At 68.4% G+C, this 16,639-nt stretch carries 19 protein-coding genes; 10 read left to right on the top strand and 9 right to left on the bottom strand.

Translation table 11 applies throughout. From position 1 onward, the window contains the following. The first annotated feature begins 206 nt into the window (after positions 1 to 206). Entirely contained in the window at positions 207 to 1,082 is an 876-nt protein-coding gene (locus R2707_20260) for an S-layer homology domain-containing protein (protein MEZ5247433.1), read from the top strand. Positions 1,083 to 1,089: 7 nt separating this feature from the next. On the opposite strand, the gene R2707_20255 is transcribed toward R2707_20260, so the two are convergent. After that, the gene (locus R2707_20255) at positions 1,090 to 2,424 is read right to left on the bottom strand and encodes a hypothetical protein (GenBank protein MEZ5247432.1); all 1,335 of its coding nucleotides are present in this window, start codon (positions 2,422 to 2,424) and stop codon (positions 1,090 to 1,092) included. 133 nt (positions 2,425 to 2,557) lie between these two features. Here R2707_20255 and R2707_20250 point away from each other — a divergent pair, with 133 nt between their 5' ends. Further along, the gene (locus R2707_20250) at positions 2,558 to 2,740 is read left to right on the top strand and encodes a hypothetical protein (GenBank protein MEZ5247431.1); all 183 of its coding nucleotides are present in this window, start codon (positions 2,558 to 2,560) and stop codon (positions 2,738 to 2,740) included. A 3-nt stretch (positions 2,741 to 2,743) separates the two neighbouring features. Here the strand turns inward: R2707_20250 and R2707_20245 are convergent, their stop codons facing one another. The 4 genes from R2707_20245 to R2707_20230 are packed head-to-tail and all read right to left on the bottom strand — an operon-like array spanning position 2,744 to position 6,528. After that, a complete protein-coding gene (locus R2707_20245; protein ID MEZ5247430.1) occupies positions 2,744 to 3,733 on the bottom strand; it encodes an acyl-CoA dehydrogenase family protein in 990 nt (329 codons plus the stop codon). 4 nt (positions 3,734 to 3,737) lie between these two features. Then, positions 3,738 to 4,883, bottom strand: a complete 1,146-nt coding sequence (locus R2707_20240; GenBank protein ID MEZ5247429.1) for an acyl-CoA dehydrogenase family protein — start codon at positions 4,881 to 4,883, stop codon at positions 3,738 to 3,740. After that, positions 4,883 to 5,668 carry a CoA-transferase gene (locus R2707_20235; protein ID MEZ5247428.1) on the bottom strand — a complete coding sequence of 262 codons (786 nt, stop codon included), beginning with the start codon at positions 5,666 to 5,668 and terminating at the stop codon, positions 4,883 to 4,885. Before R2707_20235 ends, R2707_20240 begins: the two co-directional genes overlap by 1 nt. Next, complete coding sequence (locus R2707_20230; GenBank protein MEZ5247427.1) at positions 5,665 to 6,528, bottom strand: CoA-transferase; 864 nt, start codon at positions 6,526 to 6,528, stop codon at positions 5,665 to 5,667. Before R2707_20230 ends, R2707_20235 begins: the two co-directional genes overlap by 4 nt. A 107-nt stretch (positions 6,529 to 6,635) precedes the next feature. On the opposite strand from R2707_20230, the gene R2707_20225 reads away from it, so the two are divergent. Beyond that, positions 6,636 to 7,442 carry an SDR family oxidoreductase gene (locus R2707_20225; GenBank protein ID MEZ5247426.1) on the top strand — a complete coding sequence of 269 codons (807 nt, stop codon included), beginning with the start codon at positions 6,636 to 6,638 and terminating at the stop codon, positions 7,440 to 7,442. Then, on the top strand, positions 7,439 to 7,711 hold the full coding sequence (locus R2707_20220) for a hypothetical protein (GenBank protein ID MEZ5247425.1): 273 nt from the start codon (positions 7,439 to 7,441) through the stop codon (positions 7,709 to 7,711). The genes R2707_20225 and R2707_20220 overlap by 4 nt, the downstream gene beginning before the upstream one ends. Before the next feature lie 5 nt (positions 7,712 to 7,716). Here the strand turns inward: R2707_20220 and R2707_20215 are convergent, their stop codons facing one another. Beyond that, positions 7,717 to 7,977: a hypothetical protein gene (locus tag R2707_20215; protein ID MEZ5247424.1), complete on the bottom strand. Its 261-nt coding sequence runs from the start codon at positions 7,975 to 7,977 to the stop codon at positions 7,717 to 7,719. A 144-nt stretch (positions 7,978 to 8,121) separates the two neighbouring features. Between R2707_20215 and R2707_20210 the strand changes: the two genes are divergently transcribed. The 6 genes from R2707_20210 to R2707_20185 are packed head-to-tail and all read left to right on the top strand — an operon-like array spanning position 8,122 to position 13,617. Next, entirely contained in the window at positions 8,122 to 8,817 is a 696-nt protein-coding gene (locus tag R2707_20210) for a phosphoadenylyl-sulfate reductase (protein MEZ5247423.1), read from the top strand. After that, positions 8,814 to 9,461 carry a bifunctional precorrin-2 dehydrogenase/sirohydrochlorin ferrochelatase gene (locus R2707_20205; GenBank protein MEZ5247422.1) on the top strand — a complete coding sequence of 216 codons (648 nt, stop codon included), beginning with the start codon at positions 8,814 to 8,816 and terminating at the stop codon, positions 9,459 to 9,461. The genes R2707_20210 and R2707_20205 overlap by 4 nt, the downstream gene beginning before the upstream one ends. After that, entirely contained in the window at positions 9,458 to 10,237 is a 780-nt protein-coding gene (cobA, locus tag R2707_20200) for a uroporphyrinogen-III C-methyltransferase (protein MEZ5247421.1), read from the top strand. Before R2707_20205 ends, cobA begins: the two co-directional genes overlap by 4 nt. After that, positions 10,234 to 12,024 carry a nitrite/sulfite reductase gene (locus R2707_20195; GenBank protein MEZ5247420.1) on the top strand — a complete coding sequence of 597 codons (1,791 nt, stop codon included), beginning with the start codon at positions 10,234 to 10,236 and terminating at the stop codon, positions 12,022 to 12,024. The genes cobA and R2707_20195 overlap by 4 nt, the downstream gene beginning before the upstream one ends. A 13-nt stretch (positions 12,025 to 12,037) precedes the next feature. Beyond that, positions 12,038 to 12,622 carry a DUF4202 domain-containing protein gene (locus R2707_20190; protein MEZ5247419.1) on the top strand — a complete coding sequence of 195 codons (585 nt, stop codon included), beginning with the start codon at positions 12,038 to 12,040 and terminating at the stop codon, positions 12,620 to 12,622. Beyond that, positions 12,622 to 13,617 (top strand): MBL fold metallo-hydrolase, encoded by a 996-nt coding sequence (locus R2707_20185; protein MEZ5247418.1) that lies wholly within the window; start codon positions 12,622 to 12,624, stop codon positions 13,615 to 13,617. The genes R2707_20190 and R2707_20185 overlap by 1 nt, the downstream gene beginning before the upstream one ends. Positions 13,618 to 13,620: 3 nt before the next feature. Here the strand turns inward: R2707_20185 and R2707_20180 are convergent, their stop codons facing one another. The 3 genes from R2707_20180 to R2707_20170 are packed head-to-tail and all read right to left on the bottom strand — an operon-like array spanning position 13,621 to position 16,590. Further along, positions 13,621 to 14,625, bottom strand: coding sequence for an ATP-binding cassette domain-containing protein (locus tag R2707_20180; protein MEZ5247417.1), 1,005 nt, complete (start codon positions 14,623 to 14,625; stop codon positions 13,621 to 13,623). Next, on the bottom strand, positions 14,625 to 15,686 hold the full coding sequence (locus tag R2707_20175) for an ABC transporter ATP-binding protein (GenBank protein MEZ5247416.1): 1,062 nt from the start codon (positions 15,684 to 15,686) through the stop codon (positions 14,625 to 14,627). Before R2707_20175 ends, R2707_20180 begins: the two co-directional genes overlap by 1 nt. Positions 15,687 to 15,693: 7 nt before the next feature. Next, positions 15,694 to 16,590, bottom strand: coding sequence for an ABC transporter permease (locus tag R2707_20170; protein ID MEZ5247415.1), 897 nt, complete (start codon positions 16,588 to 16,590; stop codon positions 15,694 to 15,696). Between the last annotated feature and the right edge of the window lie 49 nt (positions 16,591 to 16,639).

Here is a 16,639-nt window from a genome sequence, read left to right as displayed (position 1 = left end):
ATCGCCCGCGCGACGCCGATGTGTGACCTACGTCACCCATCATGACGTGCGTCACGCTGCCGGGCTGATCCGCGCACCGGGGGTTACCCTGCCGTCACCACATCGACACGTGTCCCCGTTCGACGCTCCCCCACCGGCAGCCCTGCCGTTCGGGTCCGACGCAGCGAACGACCCAACCACCACTCGACCAAGGACCACTCACCACCATGCGACGAACACCGCGTCTGCGCCGCTTCCTCACCACCGCCATCGCGACGACCATCGCCCTCGCCGCCGCCACACCCGCAGTGGCGGGCGCAACCGGCGGATTCGGCGACGTCGAACACGACGCCTACTACACCGACGCTGTCGCCTGGATGGTGGGCGAGGAGATCACGACCGGCATCGAAACCGGCTGCTTCGGGCCCACGCTCGACGTCACCCGGGGCCAGGTCGCCGCGTTCCTCCACCGCCTCGACGAGAGCTCAGGAAACGACCCGATCAGCACGTCACACCCCTTCACCGACGTCACTGCCACCTACCAGCAGGGCCCGGTCGGCTGGCTGTACGGCGAAGGCCTCACCACCGGTGTTTCGCCCACGAGGTTCGCGCCCGAGCGCTCGATCTCACGCGGCGACTTCGCCGTCCTGCTCTGGCGCTATGCCGGATCGCCCGCGGCCGCGGCCCCACTGCCGTTCGTCGACATCACCCGCGACTACCAACGGGTCGCGGTCGCCTGGATGGCCGAACAGGACATCACCACCGGCACGAGCCCGTTCCGATTCGATCCCGACGGCGCGGTCACGCGAGCACAGGCTGCGACATTCCTCTTCCGTTTCGTCGATCCCGTCGAGGTTCCCACCTTCGCCTCGACCGGAACCTGTACCCGAGATCTCCGCGTTGCCCTGGAGATCGGCGGTCTCACGACCACCGAGGCGAAGTGCGCGGCGCCCTGGCTCACCGACTTCGAGGTCGACTACCTCCTCGATGTCGTGCAGGACCGAAAGACGGCCTCGATCGACCTGATCTTCGCAGCGGCCACCATCGGCGCCGAGTGCCTCACCCCCGATCGCGTCGCCGATCTCAGCCGCATCTTCCTCTGACGCGTCGTCACCCGGCGGCGGGCACCACCGCGCTGAGCTCGGGACTGCAGTCATAGACACCGGGTTCGGTCGGCAGGCGACGCACGAACTCGCCATCCTCGACACCGAGCACCACGGCGCAGCCCTCGGAGCTCCCGTCCGCCGCCAACGCCGGGTGCAGGCCACCCGCCGTCCACGCCTCCTGCGCCGCGCGATCCGTCGCCCAACACTGCGGATCCAGATCAGCGAGACAGGTTTCCGCCGCCGATGCCCAACGCCAGAACTCCGTCGCGGCCAGCAACCCCAGGCCGGTACGAGGCGCAGCGATCCGGTCGAGCAGCTCGGCATGGGCGGCCGTCGCCGGGGCGGCACCGCCGTCCTCGAACGGCAGGAACGGGAGCTCGACGAGCAGCCGATCGGGCTGCGGTGAGGCGAGGCAGGCCTCGTCGTACGCCTCGGCGGTCGCCGTCACGAGCGGACGCCACGACGCGGCCTCTGCCACATCGACGAAGGGCAACACCGCCTGCGCACAGCCGCCGTCGATGTGGACCTGACCGGCTCCGAGGGCGCGGGCCTCGCCGGTGATCCTCCCCCAGTCGGGGACCGCATCGATCGGGTACGTCACCTCGCCGACCACGGTGAGGGCGCCGTCGAGCGACTCGATCGCACGACGGCGTGCCGCCCGTTCGAGCGCGGCGAGCGCAGTGTCGGGGCCGACCAGGACCACGGCATCCGCATTCTCCGGGTCGGTGAAGAACGCAACCAGGTGGCCGTGCAGGCCGAACGGCGTCGTGGGGACGAGGTCGGTACCGGCGGTGAAGAGTGGGAGACCGCACGCGGCTGCGGAGAGCGCTGTTTCGATCTCTTGGAGAAACCGGTGTCCGACCAGCGCGACCGTCTCGGCACACGCCTCCTCGACTCGGTCGACCGCCTCGAACCCGGCTGCGTCGTAGTCGACCACCCGCACGTCTCGCCCGGCGATCCCGCCGCTCGCGTTGCAGAGGTCCACGAGCACCTCGACCATCTCGATGATCCCGTCACCTGCTCCCGGCGTGCCCAGTCCACCACGATCGGATCCCGTGCCGATCGTGACGGCATCGGCCGTGACGCCGGGCCGATCGGGCAGCTCGATCGCATCGGACGGTCGACACGGGATGGTCAGGTCGCCGATCGTGGGATCGGCCCGCTCGGGCGGATCGGTGGGCGGCGGCGGTCGCAGCGTGGTGGTCGTCGTCGAGGAATCGGTCGTGGACGCCGACGACGCGAGGTCGGTTGCCGACGAATCCGAGCCCGCCGGGACATCGTCTCCACTGCAGCTGACGGCCAGAAGAGCGACAAGAACGAGTGAACCGAGCAGACGCACTCCCTGGAGCTATCACACTGCGTGGGCCGAACGGCTCATGCAGGCCGGCATCGGCACCGCAACAGGGTCCGACCGACCCATCCACCGAGCCCGGGTCGGTGCCGATCTCCCCACAGAGACGTCGGGAGCACTGATGAACAACCACCACAACTGCAACCTGTGCGGTGACCGAGACGGCCACGTCCGCGATGGGCGCCTGGGCCGCTACCAGATCACCTGCGAAGCGTGCGAGGCCCGCAGAGGCTCACACCTCGTGAAGACGGTGCACGGCTACGCCAACCAGGCCGTGGCCGGGCGTCAGCCAGTCGCCGCCTGAGCCTCAGATCCCGAGGGCGTCGGCCACCCGGTCGCGGTGCAGCCGCGCGTCGCCGTAGGCCGCCGCCAGCGCCCAGCCCCGCTTCAGCCACAGCTGAAGGTCGTATTCGAACGTGTAGCCGATCGCACCGTGGCACTGGAGCGCAGCTCGGCACGCTCGATCGACCGCGTCGGCGGCCATCGCCTTCGCCATCGACACGTCGCGGCCCCGGATGACGGCATCGTGGGACTCCGGATGCGCCACCGACCACGCCGCCCGGTACACCAGCGGCGCGGCGAACTCGACCCCGAGGCGCACGTCGGCGAGATGGTGCTTGACGGCCTGGTAGCTGCCGACGGGCTTGCCGAACTGATACCGCTCGGCGACGTACTCCACCGTCGCATCGAGGAGTCGACGGGCGACTCCGACCGACTGGGCCGCCGTGCCGAGCGCGGCCCGATCGAACGCCAGCGTCGCATCGGCTCCGATCAGGTCGTCGGACGAGACGATCTCGGTCACGGTGGAGAGTCGACGCGACTGGTCGATCGACGTCGCCGGATCGGCCGACCACGCCGTGGCGGCGACGAGCGCGCCGCCATGGGCCAAGATCAGCACGTCGGCCGCGCCGGCGCCGACCGTGTGGCCGCCCTCGAGGAGCGAGACCGAACACGTGATGTCGCCGGAGATCGCCGGCTCGAGGTGGGCCGAGCCCGCCTCGGCCAACGCCGGCACCGCGATCGCCGCATGTTCCATCAGCGGGTCGGGCACCCCCGCGTAGCCCGCTTCCTCCAGGATGCGGATGAAGTCGACCTCGTCCATGCCGAGACCGCCGGCCGATTCGGGGGCGAGCACCGACAGCACCCCCATCTCGGCCAACGCCGACCAGAGTCCGGGCACCCGGCCGTCGTCGTTGTCCCAGCTCGCGCGCACGGCCTCGGGCGGGCAGAGGTCGGCGAAGAGGTCGCGGACCGTGTCGCGGAACATGTCCTGTTCGTCGGTGAACGTGAACTGCATCGCCTTACCTCCGGGGCAGACCGAGCACCCGCTCGGCGATGATGTTGCGTTGGATCTCGTTGGTGCCGGCGTAGATGGGGCCGGAGAGCGCGAAGACGTAGCCGTCGAGCCAGTCGTTGCCCTCGACGACCTCGCCGCGTTCGCCGAGGAGCCGCAGCGCGGTTGCGTGGAGCTCGAGGTCCATCTCCGACCAGAACACCTTCATGAGGCTCGCTTCGGAGCCGATCTCGGCACCGTCCATGAGCTTGGCCGCGATCATGTAGGTCTGCCAGCGGTACGCCTGGGCCCGGATCCACGCATCCGTGACCTCGTCCCGCAGGCGCACGTCGATGTCACGCCCCTGGGCCTTCAGGTCGCGGACCAGGCCGGTCAGACGCTCGGCTGCGGCCATGAAACGACCGGGGCTGCGCAGATTGAGACCGCGCTCGGAACCGGCGGCGGCCATCGCGACCGCCCATCCCTGCCCTTCCTCGCCGAGGACGTGGTCGGTCGAGACCCGGCAGTCGTCGAAGAAGATCTCCGCGAAGCCCGGTTCGCCGTCGAGCCGGCCGATCGGACGGCGCTCCATCCCCGGCGCGTCGGCGGGAACGAGCAGATACGTGAGACCGGCGTGGCGTTCGGCATCGGGATCGGTCCGCACGATGCAGAAGATCCAGTCGGCGAAGGCGCCACGGGAGCACCACGTCTTCTGGCCGTTGAGCACATAGTGATCGCCGTCGCGGATCGCCTTGGTCTTGATGCCGGCGAGGTCGCTGCCCGCTTCCGGCTCGCTCCAGCCCTGCGCCCAGATGTGTTCGCCGCTGGCCATCTTCGGCAGGAAGAAGTCCTGTTGTTCCTGGGTGCCGAAGTTGAAGATCGTCGGCGCGAGGAGGCTGACGCCGTTGGCGCTGACCCGACCGGGCACGCCCGAGAGCCAGTACTCCTCTTCGTAGATGAGCCACTCGATCAGGTCGCAGTCGCGCCCGCCGTAGGCGACGGGCCAACCCGGCACCGACCAGCCTCCGTCGAAGAGCACGCGTTCCCACTTCCGGTGCTCCTCGAACCCCTCGGCCGTGTCCATGGACGCGATGGTGCCGGGGTTGTTCGCGTCGAGCCACGAGCGGCATTCCTCGCGGAACTCGACATAGCGGGGCGCGAGTTCGAGGTCCATCAGCGGAACTCGCCCTTGCGCACACCGTTGGGATCGAACACGTCGCGGATCAGCGCCAGTTCCTCGTCGGTCGGCAGACGACTCTCCGGGACATCTCCGGTGACCGTCAGCTCGAACGGCGACGCGTCCTGGGCCTGCTCGAGGGTGACGCCCGGGTGCAGCGAACGGACCCGCATGGTGCGGTCCTCGGATTCGAAGTCGTAGGCACCCAGATCGGTGACCACCCGGCGGATCTCGAAGTGAGCGCGGCTCGCTTCGGGCAACGCTGCGATCCGGTCGTAGCCGGGACCGGACACCACGTCGACGGTCTCGCTGAATGCCCGCGCCTGGTTCGGCACCCAATACGTGGTGGCGTGGTTGATCAGGTTTCCGGGGGCGCCGCGCATGCCGAGCAGCTGGGCCTTCGGCTTGCGGTACGGGCCGATCGCAGCGAAGTTCTGGTTGCCGTGCCGGTCGATCTGGCTCGCCCCCATCACCACATGACGCTTGCCCGACCAGACCTGGTCGAAGATCGTCCGGAACGGCATGTAGGACTCGACGACGGCATCGCCGGCGTCGCCACCGAACGCGAGATTGCCCTCGATCGCATAGGCGATCGTGTCGGTCAGCATGAGGTCGGGCTCGAAGGTCGCCCGGGCCAACCGGCCCGCGATCACCGGCACCGGTCCCATCGGGTTGCACAGCACTTCACCGTCGCCGCGGAACGCCTCCGCGATCGCGACGATGCAGATCTCGTCGAGTGTGACCTCGCTCGACGTCGGCTCAGCCATTGCTTCCCCACTCATGTCCGGTCCCTCTCCTCGAGCTTCTTCACATAGGCCTCGTGCGATTCGAGCTCGAGCCAGTCGGCCCGGAACGTGTCCCACGCCTCCGGGTCCTTCGCCGTCGCCGCGTACTCGCGCTGGAACGCCTCGTCCCGGCCGTAGTCGGGCGGGCACTCGGTGAAGTGGGCACCCATGGGCGCCTCGACCACCCCGTCGACGTGGATGCGCGGGATCCGCAACGTGTGGACCGGCCCTTCGTCGAGGAACTGCTCGGTCGGGATGATCTTCTCGGCCGACATGTAGGTCTTCTTGCCGGCCATCGCGAAGAGGTCGTCGAAGTAGAGGTCGGGGCCGAGGAACTGCCCGTTCCCCTTGGCATCGGCCCGGTTCATGTGAAGGATCACCGCGTCCATCTCGAAGGCGGGGATGGCCACGAGATCCTCACCGTCGTCGTAGGGCGACCGCACGGTCTTGAGACCGGGGTTCTCCGAGAGCATCGCCGTGCCCAGGCCGGCCCGGGTCGGATAGAACGGCACGCGGTGGGCCGCGGCCATGAGGCCCAGGTAGAACGCACCCTCGTCGAGCTCCATGAAGTCCTCGAGGGTGCCGGCCTGGCGAGCAGCCCGGAAGTGAGGTTCGAGCGGGATCGAATCGAGCGACACGAACCCGTACGTGACCTTCGTGGCCTGTCCCGACGCGGTGAGGATGCCGACGTCGGGACCTCCGTAGGAGACGATGTGGAGGTCGGTCAGATCGCTGCGCAGGATCGCCCGCACGAGCGACATCGGTTTGCGCCGCGAGCCCCAGCCGCCGATCCCGATGGTCATCCCGCTCTCGAGCTCGGCGATGACCTCGTCGTCGGTCATTCGTTTGTCCGGCACCTTGCCTCCTCCACTGACACCTGTCGACCTGACACCGTGTCAGAAACCGCCCAGACGGTAGGCCACGGCTGCGAGTCGTGCGAACACGTGCGGGTAGGGTTTCGGTCATGGCCGACGACGTCACGACCCGCGATCCTCTCGACATGACCGGACGCACGGTGATCGTCACCGGCGGTACCAAGGGTCTCGGTCGGGCCATCACCGAGCGATTCCTCGAACAAGGTGCCAGCGTGGTCATCTGCGCACGGCGTGAACCGCACGCCCCGGTCGAAGCCGGCGGGCGATCGGCCACATTCGTCGCCTGCGACGTTCGCGAACCCGATCAGATCGCCGCAGTCGTGGCGGCGGCGATCGAAGCCACCGGCCGGGTCGACGTGCTGGTCAACAACGCCGGAGGTGCGCCGCCCGCCGACAGCGCGACCGTCTCACCGCGATTCAACGAGAAGATCGTGGCGCTCAATCTTCTGGCACCACTCAACTTCGCCCAGGCCGTGCACGCCCAGATGCAGTCACAGGACGATGGAGGCGTGATCATCAACATCGCGTCGGTGTCGGGCACTCGGGCCAATCCTGCCGGTGTCGCCTACGGCGCCGCCAAGGCCGGTCTCATCAACGCCACGGAGACCCTTGCGGTCGAATGGGGTCCGAAGATCCGCGTGATCGCACCGGTCGTCGGGCTCATCGTCACCGAGGAAGCCCATCTGTTCTACGGCGACGAGGCCGGCATCGCCGCGGTCGGCGACACGCTGGCGCTCGGCCGCATGGGAGTGCCCGAGGAGATCGCCGACGTGGTGCTCTTTTGCGCCTCGCCCCTCGCCCGTTGGGTCAGCGGCTGCACGATCCCGGTCCACGGCGGCGGCGACAAGCCGAGCTACCTCGGCGCGTCGACCGGTGAAGTCACGACGACATCGTGAGGATCTCGATGCGGGCGGTCGCCCTCGCACTGCTGCTGGTGGTGATCTCCGTCGGTCCGGCGGCGGCCCAGGACGACATCCCCGACGCGTGCCGAACCATCATCGGCTGCCCCGATGCCGGCCCGAAGCCGGAGAACCCCGGCGACCGGGGCGGCTACGCCCAGCTGCTGACGCTCGGAGTGCTGACCTGCGGTGTCGGCTTCATCGCCGTGAAGGTCACCCTGGCCGTCCGTGCCGGCGACCGCCGCACGATCACCCCGCCCGACTGAATCGATCAGGGGTCCGGACGTTCGCCGATCTCCGCGAGGCCGTCGCGGATGGCGACGCGCAGACGCCTGGCGAGATCCGGGGTCAGATGGATCACGAGACCTTCGGCGGGTCGGCCGACCTCCTCGACGGTGAGGACGATGCGCGGCGCAGCGTCGTCGTAGTCGTCGCTGATCTGGATCGCCCAGGACACCGGGGCGAGATCGTTCTCCCAACCCGGCGGGATGTCGTCAGGGCCGGCCGGGTAGTCGTCGATCGAGCGCTTCATGCCCCTGTTCTATCGAACCCGCATGATTGTCCGGACTAATACCTGACAAAAATGATCGGAATTAGGTGTATTCACTGCAGACCGAACTCTATGGTGACCTGACAATCCTGACTGTTCCGATCAGAATTAACCAGATTGGCCCCCATGAGCCTCGTCGACACCCCCGTGAACCTCCGTACCCACGCCCGCTGGGACTCTGCCGACGCTGCGACCATGAGCGACCGATTCGAAGGTTGTCACCCTGGGGAGATCATCCGCTGGGCCGTCGACGAGTTCGGTTCGCGGCTCAGCCTGAGTGCATCGTTCGCCGACACCCTGCTGATCGACCTGGCCGTGGCCGTCGACCCCGACATCGAGGTCGTGTTCATCGACACCGGCTTCCACTTCGCAGAGACGCTCGCCACGGTTCGCCGGGCCATGGCCCGCTACTCGCTCAATCTGACCGTCCTGCGGCCCGCCCCCACCGCTGCTGACGTGTGGAACCACGGGAACGACACTTGCTGCGGAAGCCGCAAGGTCGCCCCGCTCGAACGCCATCTCGTCGCGAACGCCGACGCGTGGATGTCCGGCCTGCGTCGCGACGACAGTCCGCAGCGAGCCAACGCGCCGATCATCGATCTCGACATTCGTGGCCTGGTCAAGATCAACCCGCTGGCCGGATGGTCGACGGCCGCGATCGAACAGCACATGCTCGAACACGACGTCCTCGTGAACCCGCTGACGTTCGACGGCTACCCGTCGATCGGGTGCTGGCCGTGCACCGAACCGGCCGACCCCTCCGATCCCCGTGCCGGCCGCTGGGCCGGTTCCGCGAAGACCGAATGCGGACTCCACCTGTGAGTACCGCCTACCCCGTCAATCTCGACCTGTCAGGTCGGCCCGTACTCGTGGTCGGTGGTGGGCCGGTGGCCGCCCGCAAGGTCGCCGGTCTGCTCCGTGCCGGGGCCGCGGTCACCGTGGTCGCTCCCGACGCCGTCTCCGACATCGCCGACGACCCCGACGTGCGCTGGTTCGCCCGCCCGTACCAGCGCGGCGAGGTCGCGTCGTACCGCCTCGGGATCACCGCGACCAGCGACCCGCTCGTGAATGCACAGGTGGCAGCCGACGGCGAGACCGCCGGCATCTTCGTGAACTCCGCCGACGATCCCGCGAACTGCACCTTCACGCTTCCGGCGGTCGCCCGCCACGGCGATCTCCAGGTCGCGATCTCGACCAACGGCCGCAGCCCCGGGCTGGCCCGCTGGCTCCGCCGGCGCTATGAGCGCGAGCTCAGCGGCGGCTACGACCAGCTGCTCGACCTCCTGTCCGAGACCCGGGCCGAGGCTCGTGCCACGTTCGGCACCTCCGAGGTCGAGGGCTGGGACGACGCGCTCGACGCCGACCTGCTCGGCCTCGTGCGCACCGGCCGGATCGAGGACGCCCGCGCCGTGTTGCGGACATCCCTCGGGATCACGGGCGAAGCCGCCCGCGAGGTGCGCTCATGACCGTCCATCTCGTGGGAGCCGGCCCCGGCGACCCCGAACTGTTGACCGTCAAGGCCGTTCGGCTCCTGGAGCGGGCCGACGTGGTCGTCTTCGACCGCCTGGTGGACGAACGGATTCTCGCCCTCGCGGCACCGTGGGCCGAGCTGGTCGACGTCGGCAAGCGCCCCGGTGCTCCGTCCGATGCACAGGACCGCATCAACGACATCCTCGTCGATCGCGGGCGTCGCTTCGACTGCGTGGTCCGTCTCAAGGGCGGCGACCCGTTCGTGTTCGGCCGCGGTGGCGAAGAGGCCCTCGAGCTACGGGCCGCCGGTATCGCCGTCGACGAGGTGCCGGGCATCACTTCGGCCATCGCCGCCCCCGCCGCGGCCGGAATCCCGGTCACCATGCGCGGCGTCAGCAGCGGATTCACCGTCGTGACTGCGCATCAGGACCCCAACGCCGACCAGTGGCTCGACTGGGACGCGCTCGCCAGGACGGGCACCACGCTGGTCGTGTTGATGGGCGCCAGCCGGACCGCATTGCTCAGCGAACGTCTTCTCGCGGCGGGCATGGACCCGTCGACGCCCGTCGCCGCCGTGCACGCGGCCACCACTGCCGAGCAGGACGTGCAGCGCACGACCCTCGCCGGGCTCCCCGACCTCACGGTCGTCAACCCGTCGACTCTCGTGATCGGGGGCGTCGCCGCCCGATCCGTGCTCGAACTGCTCCCGCTCACCGAACGAACCCCCGCCGCCTCCGGCGCCGATCCGCAAAGGGAAGGACCCGTCCGATGACGATCCTCGAACCATCCGTCGAGACCACCGAGATCGATCCCGACATCCAGGCCGACATCGACAAGTTCCGCGAGGTACTCGCCGGCTACCGGTCCGGCGAGATCGGCGAAGACGTCTTCCGCGTGTTCCGACTGACCAACGGCATCTACGGCCAACGCCAGGGCGGGACCAACCAGATGGTGCGGGTCAAGGTGCCGTACGGCTCCATGACCCCCGCACAGTTCGAGATGATCGCGACCCTCGTGGAGCGCTACAGCCGCGGTTGGGCCCACATCACGACACGCCAGAACCTCCAGTTCCACTATGTGCAGCTCGACCAGATCCCCGACGTGATGCAGCACCTCGCGTCGGTTGGCCTCACGACCCGCGAAGCCTGCGGCGACACCGTTCGCAACGTCCAGGGCTGCCACCTCGCCGGCGCCTGCCCCCACGAGCACCTCGACATCACACCGTGGGCCGAGGCCGCCTACCAGCACTTCGTCCGCAACCCGCTCGGCCAGCGCCTCCCCCGCAAGTTCAAGATCAACTTCTCCGGCTGTGAGACCGACTGCGGCCAGGCCATGTTCAACGACGCCGGCGTGATCGCCACGACCCGAGCCCTCGACGACGGAACCGTCGAAGCAGGCTTCCGGGTCTTCATCGCCGGCGGCCTCGGCACCACCCCGTTCCCGGCGATGGCGCTCGAGGACTTCACGCCCAAAGAGGAGCTGCTGCCGACCATCGAAGCGATCCTCCGCATCTTCGAGCAAACCGGCAATCGCGACAACAAGCTGCGGGCCCGCCTCAAGTGGGTCGTCGAGAACCTCGGCTTCGAGGAGGTCCAGCGGCGGATCCTCAACACCCGGAAGTTCCTGCTCGCCTCGTCGTCGTATCCCGGCGGGCTCCCGACCGAGGTCCGCGTCAATGGCGATGCTCCGGCCGGTGTCGGCAATCGCGCCCACGTCACCGAAGTCGGCCAGGGCACCCCGGTGAGCATCGGCGGCGCGTCACCCTATGACCGCTGGTTCCAGGCCAACGTGGTCCGCGGTATCGCCAGCGGACAGGTCTCGGCCTACGCGTGGGCCCAGCTCGGCGACATCACCGCCGACCAGTTCCGCGGGATCGCCGCCGTCCAACGCGAGTTCGACGCCGACATCCGCCTGACCAACCGCCAGAACCTGATCATCCGGGGCCTCGACGAATCGGAACTGCCGGTTCTCTACGAGCGCCTCCGCGAACTCGGCATGGCCGAGCCGGGCGCCGAGTTGGTGCGCGATGTCGTCGCCTGCCCCGGCGCCGACACGTGCAACCTCGCCGTCACCCAGAGCCGAGGTCTCGCCAAGGCGATCGGCGACGCGCTGGACGAGGAAGGCCTCGGCACCGTCGGCGGCCTTCGTATCAACATCTCGGGTTGCACCAATTCATGCGGCCAGCATCACGCGGCCGACATCGGGTTCTTCGGGGCCGAGCGTCGGGCCAACGGCCGCTCGGCGCCCGGCTACCAGATGCTGCTCGGCGGCTATGTCGGCCAGGAGCAGATGCACTTCGGCGACAAGGCGCTGCGGCTTCCGGCGAAGGCCGCGGCCCACGCCGCAGTGCGGGTCGTACGCCGCTTCAATGACGAACGCACCGCCGGGGAGTCGTTCCGAGGATGGCTCGAACGCGCCGGCGGCGCCGCCGCGGTCGGCGCGACGATGAAGGACCTCGACGAGTTCCCCGCCTACGACGACGACCCCGACTTCTATGTCGACTTCGACGAGACCGGCCCCTACGTGGCCGAGATCGGCGAGTCGGAGTGCGCCACCTGAGTACGATCCCAGCGTGGATCCCGACCTCCTCGCCCGCGCCATCGGCAGCATCGACGACGCCAACGAAGGCGATCCCAACCGGATCGACGACCGTCCGCTCGCACAGGAGCAGGGTCGACGCGCCCACGAATGGGTCCTGCGGTTGGACCCGGAGGCGGGCGCGGCCCTCCAACTCGCCGCCCGCGCCCATCACCTTCGGCGCTGGGAGCTCCCTCGCTCCGACTACCCGGAGGGCCGCGACGGCTATCTCCGCTGGCGGCGTGACCAGAAGAAGCGCCATGCGGAGTTGCTCACCACACTGCTGACGGCCGACGACATTCCCGTCCCCCAGCTGCACCGGGCCGTCGAGATCGTCCAGAAGAAGGGGCTCGGCACCGACCCCGAGGTGCAGACGTTCGAAGACGCCGTCTGCCTCACGTTCGTCGAGACGCAGTTCCTGGCCACAGCCGACAAGCTGGCCGACGACGACAAGATGGTCGACGTGGTCACGAAGACGCTCAGGAAGATGAGTGCGGCGGGCATCGAGGCGGCCGGCACCATCACGCTCGACGACCGGGCCGCCGACATCGTGCGCCGCGCCGCAGCCGGGCTCAGCTGATGCCGCCACTCTTCGACCTCGACTTCGAACCACACCACGGCGAACTCGTCGACGTCTCGGCCCTTCTTCGCCGCATGGTCTGCGACAACCCCTCGAAGTTCACGTTCCACGGAACCGGCACGTACGTGATCGGCCACGGCGACGTCGCCGTCGTCGACCCGGGGCCGCGCGACGACGCGCATGTCGACGCCCTGCTCGCCGCACTCGACGGCGAACGCGTCCGTCAGATCCTGGTCACCCACACCCACGGCGATCATTCCCCCGCCGCTCGCGGCTTGGCCGATGCCACTGGCGCCCCGATTCTCGGGTTCGGCCCACACCCTCACGCCGCGACCAGCGAAGGCGACGACGACATCGACGACGACCGCGACTGGGACACCGGCGAGGAACGCAAGGAGCAGACCGCCGAGGAGAAGGCGAAGGCAGCCGCCGACCACGACAAGCACCGACCGGACGTCGACTTCGCGCCCGACCAGCGGCTGGCCCACGGCGACATCGTCGAAGGTCCGGGCTGGACGGTGGAAGCGCTCCACACACCGGGCCACATCTCGAATCACCTCTGCTTCGCCGTCGCCGAGGAGAAGGCGGTGCTCTCGGGCGACCACGTGATGGGGTGGTCGACCACGATCATTCCGCCACCCGACGGCGACCTGCGCGCCTACATGGCATCGCTCCGCCTCCTACTCGCTCGCGACGACGAGATCCTCTACCCCACCCACGGTGGACCGGTGACGAAGCCGGCCGCCTACGTGAAGGCGCTGCACGACCACCGTCTGCTGCGAACCCAGCAGATCGTGCAGCAGCTCGAGGCGGGGCCCCGGTCGGTGAGGGAGATCGTCGAAGTCCTCTACGCCGCCGTCGCCCGGGAGCTGTGGCGGCCCGCCTCGCGTTCGGTGATCGCACACCTGCTCGCCCTCGCCGACGACGGCAGGGCTCGCCCGGCCATCGATTCGGCGTCGCCGATGGCCACCGCCACCACCTGGGAACTCACCTGACGATCAGAGCCCGACCGAGACCTCGACGGGGTGGTGGCAGGCGAAGTAGTGATCGGTGCCCTCCACCTTCTGCATCATGGGCTCGTCGGTGAAGCAGATCTCGGTGGTGTGCTGGCAGCGGGTGTTGAACCGGCAGCCGGCCGGAGGATTGATCGGCGACGGCAGCTCGCCATCGATGTCGCCGTCGCTGAGATCCACCGTGGGCGCCGGCTCGGGAATCGACGCCAGAAGGGCCCGCGTGTACGGATGCCGAGGATGCTCGTAGAGCTCGTCGGCGTTGCCGATCTCACACGCCTTGCCGAGATACATGACGATGATGCGGTCGGAGACGTTCTTGACGACCGAGAGGTCGTGACTGATGAAGAGCAGGGTGAGGCCGTAGCGCTGCTTCATGTCCTCGAGGAGGTTGAGGACCTGTGCCTGGACCGACACGTCGAGCGCCGACACGGGCTCGTCGCAGATCAGCACCTTCGGGTCGAGCGCAAGGGCCCGGGCGATGCCGATGCGCTGACATTGACCGCCCGAGAACTGGTGCGGACGGCGGTCGCCGAACTTCGGGTCGATGCCGACGGCGACCATCAGTTCTTCGATGCGATCCTGCGACCACGAACCCTGCTGGTCGCCCCACACCGCCAGACCCTCGGAGATCACGTCGCGGATCTTGCGCCGGGGGTTGAGCGAGGAGATCGGATCCTGGAAGATCATCTGCAGATCCGGCCGGATGCGACGCAGCGCTTCACCCTCGAGCTCGGCGAGGTTGTGGCCCTGGTAGTCGACGGTTCCGCTCTTGATCGAGTTGAGCCGGATGATCGACTTCGCGACGGTCGACTTGCCACAGCCCGACTCGCCGACGATGCCGAGCGTCTCCCCTTCGGCCACGTCGAACGAGATACCGCTCACCGCATGCACCACCGCGCCACGACCGACGGGGAACTCGACGACGAGGTCCTTGACGGTCAAGAGCACATTGGGATCGTCGCGAAGGGGAGCGTGTCCGGAACCTGCCATCAGGATCCTCCTCCGGCGTAGCCGGTGATGGGAAGCCCGGTGGCCGTTTGTCCGGCTGCGACATTGGCGGCGAGCGCCTCGCGGCCGCGGTCGGTGTTGGCCGGATGGAAGCAGGCGAACTCGTGCATTCCCTTGACCCCCTGGATCTCGGGGATCGCCTCCAGGCAGTCGGGCTGGGCGAACCGGCATCGCGGTGCGTAGGCGCACTGCACGGGCGGGTTGATGAGTTCGGGCGGTCGACCGGGGATCGGCTCGAGCCGGGTGTGGCTCGGCTGGTCGACACGGGGAATCGTGCGGAGCAGCGCATCGGTGTAGGGATGGCGTGAGTCGCTGAACAAGGTCTCGGTCTTGGAGCGTTCGACGATGCGGCCGGCATACATGACCGCCACCTCGTCGCAGCGACCACGGGCCACGCCGAGGTCGTGGGTGATGAGGATCATCGACATGCCCCGCTCTTCGCGAAGCCGGTCGAGCAGGTTGAGCAGGCGCCGCTGAACCGTCACGTCGACCGCGGTGGTCGGCTCGTCGGCGATGAGGAGCTTGGGCTGGCACGCCAACGCCATCGCGATGACCACGCGCTGACGGAGACCGCCCGAGAGTTCGTGCGGATACTGGTGGATCCGCTTGGAGGGTTCGGGTACCCCGACCTGGCCGAGCAGATCCTCGGCTTCGGCCAGCGCCTCCTTCTTGCTGTGACCCAGGTGGTAGCGCAGCGTCTCGGCGATCTGTTCGCCACACCGCTTGACCGGGTTGAGTGAGGTCATCGGGTCCTGGAAGACCATCGTCATCTCGACGCCCCAGAAGTGCTCCTGGCGCTTGGCTGCCAGTTCGCGCACGTCCTTGCCCTCGAAGCGCACCTCGCCCTCGACCTCGGCAGTGCGGGGAAGGAGGTTCATGAGCGTCTTCGCCGTCACCGACTTGCCCGACCCCGACTCGCCGACGATGCCGAGCATCTGGCCCTTCTCGAGTTCGAGGTTGACGCCGTTGAGGGCCTGGACCACCCCGCGGGTGGTCGGGAAGCGGACGGTGAGATCACGGACGACGAGCTGTGGTTCCGACATGGTGCTCCTAGAACGCCGTCTCGCGCACGTCGGTGTATTCCCGTATCCGGTCGCCCGCGAAGTTCAGCGCCAGGATGGTCAAGAACATCACTCCGATGATCGCGAACGCCACGTGGGGGATGTTCTGCAGGTCGCGGATGCTCCGCGACTCGTTGATCAGCTTGCCCCAGCTGAGCCCGCTGGCGTCCTCACCGGCAACCGACAGGCCGAGGAAGGCGAGTCCACCTTCGGCGACGATCGCGATGCCCATGCCGAGCAGGCCGAGGGCACCCATCGGGATCAACACGTTGGGGAGGAGCTCCCGCACGATGATGCGACCGTTCTTGGCGCCGATCACCCGCGACGCCTGGACGAACTCGCGCTCGGCGAACACCAGGGTCTGGGCACGCGCCAACCGACCGACCGGGGCAACGGCGAGGATGCCGAGGGTGAGCGACACCGTCGTCAGGCTGCGCTCGGTCGAGGTGACGATCAGGATGGCGAGGACAAGGGCGGGGAAGGAGAGGACCGTGAAGAAGATGAAGCTGATGAGCTGGTCGACCCACCCGCGGAGATAGCCGGCCAGCATCCCGAGCGAACCGCCGACGAGGAGCCCGAAACCGATGGCGAAGGCGCCGACCACGAGCGAGATACGGGCTCCCCACACTGCTCGGGCGAAGACGTCGCGTCCACCCTTGTCGGTGCCGAACCAGTGCGCCCAGGAGGGGCCCTCGCTGTTGGGGCCGGCGCCGAAATCGGTCGGGTCGTCGATCGGCAGGATCGGCGCGAGAAGGGCGACCAGCGCCAGTCCGGCGAGCCAGCCGATGCACAGCCAGAACCCCCACCCGAGGGACTTTTTCACCGCGTCGGCGGGGAGCGGATCCTCGAGGATTCCCCCCGCTGTCGCATCGATGGTGTCGGTCACCGGATCCTCGCTGTCGTCGTTGGGGCCGCACCCCGTCCGATGTGCATGT

The sequence above is a fragment of the Acidimicrobiales bacterium genome (assembly GCA_041394245.1).
In the GTDB taxonomy this organism is placed as follows: Bacteria; Actinomycetota; Acidimicrobiia; order Acidimicrobiales; family Aldehydirespiratoraceae; genus JAJRXC01.
The sequence above is the reverse complement of the archived record's forward strand: the minus strand, read 5'-3'. Positions and strand labels throughout refer to the sequence as shown.

Excerpts from the sequence above, each read along its gene's own strand:
- R2707_20260 (MEZ5247433.1), top strand. The coding sequence starts at position 207 with ATGCGACGAACACCGCGTCTGCGCCGCTTCCTCACCACCGCCATCGCG.
- R2707_20250 (MEZ5247431.1), top strand. The coding sequence starts at position 2,558 with ATGAACAACCACCACAACTGCAACCTGTGCGGTGACCGAGACGGCCAC.
- R2707_20245 (MEZ5247430.1), bottom strand. The coding sequence starts at position 3,733 with ATGCAGTTCACGTTCACCGACGAACAGGACATGTTCCGCGACACGGTC.
- R2707_20240 (MEZ5247429.1), bottom strand. The coding sequence starts at position 4,883 with ATGGACCTCGAACTCGCGCCCCGCTATGTCGAGTTCCGCGAGGAATGC.
- R2707_20235 (MEZ5247428.1), bottom strand. The coding sequence starts at position 5,668 with ATGAGTGGGGAAGCAATGGCTGAGCCGACGTCGAGCGAGGTCACACTC.
- R2707_20225 (MEZ5247426.1), top strand. The coding sequence starts at position 6,636 with ATGGCCGACGACGTCACGACCCGCGATCCTCTCGACATGACCGGACGC.
- R2707_20215 (MEZ5247424.1), bottom strand. The coding sequence starts at position 7,977 with ATGAAGCGCTCGATCGACGACTACCCGGCCGGCCCTGACGACATCCCG.
- R2707_20210 (MEZ5247423.1), top strand. The coding sequence starts at position 8,122 with ATGAGCCTCGTCGACACCCCCGTGAACCTCCGTACCCACGCCCGCTGG.
- cobA (MEZ5247421.1), top strand. The coding sequence starts at position 9,458 with ATGACCGTCCATCTCGTGGGAGCCGGCCCCGGCGACCCCGAACTGTTG.
- R2707_20195 (MEZ5247420.1), top strand. The coding sequence starts at position 10,234 with ATGACGATCCTCGAACCATCCGTCGAGACCACCGAGATCGATCCCGAC.
- R2707_20185 (MEZ5247418.1), top strand. The coding sequence starts at position 12,622 with ATGCCGCCACTCTTCGACCTCGACTTCGAACCACACCACGGCGAACTC.
- R2707_20180 (MEZ5247417.1), bottom strand. The coding sequence starts at position 14,625 with ATGGCAGGTTCCGGACACGCTCCCCTTCGCGACGATCCCAATGTGCTC.
- R2707_20175 (MEZ5247416.1), bottom strand. The coding sequence starts at position 15,686 with ATGTCGGAACCACAGCTCGTCGTCCGTGATCTCACCGTCCGCTTCCCG.